The sequence below is a fragment of the Chitinophagales bacterium genome, assembly GCA_020636495.1.
Taxonomy (GTDB): Bacteria; Bacteroidota; Bacteroidia; order Chitinophagales; family Chitinophagaceae; genus UBA5543.
Map to the genome: position 1 here is coordinate 1 of JACJXQ010000027.1, position 1692 is coordinate 1692.

The window sequence follows — 1692 nt, forward strand, 5'->3', positions numbered from 1 at the left end:
GAAAGCAGCTAAAAAAGCAGCTCCTAAGAAGGCAGCTAAAAAAGCAGCTCCTAAGAAGGCAGCTAAAAAAGCAGCTCCTAAGAAGGCAGCTAAAAAAGCAGCTCCTAAGAAAGCAGCTAAAAAAGCAGCTCCTAAGAAGGCAGCTAAAAAAGCAGCTCCTAAGAAAGCTACTCCTCCTGCAACTCCTGCAAGGAAAGCAGCTCCAAGAAAGGTTACTGCTAAGAAAAGGAAAAAATAAGATCGCTCCGACGATCAGAACTCTAGAAGAGGTTGTGTATACAGCCTCTTTTTTTATGCCCTGAAGGGAAGCTCAAACGTGATCACACTCTCCGAAGGGGAAGGATAATAAACCCGGATAGGCCTACTCAGCCGGCCTGATATCAATCACCTTCATTTGTAAAGATACCCTACCGTTATAGTCATTTTCATCAAGCGTGTACACGATATCGAATGCTCCCTGTTGAACAATTGGATATTTATCAGCCATACCAAAGCCAATACCATCAATGGTTACACCTCCGTGCTGGTGAACTACGAACCTGAGGTGTTGTTCCTTCACCACCCTTGAATACCCCCTGAAGTCGTACACATGGCGGGTCATGAACACCGGGCGCATATTTGCCGGGCCAAAGGGTTCAAATTGTTTCAGGATATTATAGAATGGTTGTTTGATGTCTGCCAGCTTCAACTCCGCATCTATTTCTATCTCCGGCACCAGCATATGTGGTTGTATACTATCTGATACTACCGACTCGAACTTATTCACGAAACCAGAAACATTTTCCGGCTTCATAGTCATGCCGGCAGCATAAAAGTGGCCGCCGTAGTTTTCCAGCAGGTCACGACATTCATGTATAGCGTCGTAAATGTTAAACCCGGTAACTGAACGAGCGGAGCCCGTTACCTTGTCGTTGCTGAGTGTCAGCACTATGGTGGGGCGGTAATAATGATCTATCAATCTTGACGCGACAATGCCCACAACGCCCTTGTGCCAGTGCGACTGGTACAGCACGGTGGATTTACGATGTTGTAGTTCTGCGTCGTTCTGCAACATGGCCAGTGCTTCTTCAGTAGTGCTTTTATCTACTTCCTTACGGTCAAAGTTGTCTGTATGCAGTGCCTCAGCCAACTCCGGTACTTTATTTGTGTCCTGCTCCGTAAATAATTCTACAGCTTTACGAGCATCATCCATTCTGCCTGCCGCATTCACACGCGGACCAATAACAAACACAAGGTCCGAAATGGTCATATCTTTCTGAACATTACCCAGTTCTTTCAGTATCCTGATACCAGCAGAAGGGTGCTCATTCACCTTCTTCAGCCCGAAGTAAGCCAGTACACGGTTCTCCCCATCTATCGGGACTATATCCGCAGCAATGCTTGTAGCTACCAGGTCAAGGTATTCATATGCGGTTTCTTCAGGCAGGTTCAGTTCTTTTGTCAAAGCACATATCAGCTTGAACCCGATACCACAGCCGGACAGCTCTTTATATGGATATGTACAATCTGCCTGTTTAGGATTCAGTATAGCATATGCAGGGGGTAATACCGCATCAGGAGTGTGGTGATCGCAGACAATAACATCAATACCTAATGTTGCTGCATACTTCACCAGCTCTACTGATTTAATACCGCAATCCAACGTTATCATCAATGTGTACCCATGCTCCCTGGCATACTCTATCCCTTCTT

At 45.9% G+C, this 1692-nt stretch carries 2 protein-coding genes; one reads left to right on the forward strand and one right to left on the reverse strand.

What is annotated here, in order from left to right; genetic code table 11:
• Positions 1 to 238, forward strand: a 238-nt coding sequence (locus H6550_16700) for a hypothetical protein (GenBank protein MCB9047777.1), incomplete at its 5' end; no start/stop codon positions are given.
• A 123-nt stretch (positions 239 to 361) separates the two neighbouring features.
• Here the strand turns inward: H6550_16700 and recJ are convergent.
• Positions 362 to 1692: single-stranded-DNA-specific exonuclease RecJ (gene recJ / locus H6550_16705; GenBank protein MCB9047778.1), on the reverse strand; the 1331-nt coding region annotated here is incomplete at its 5' end.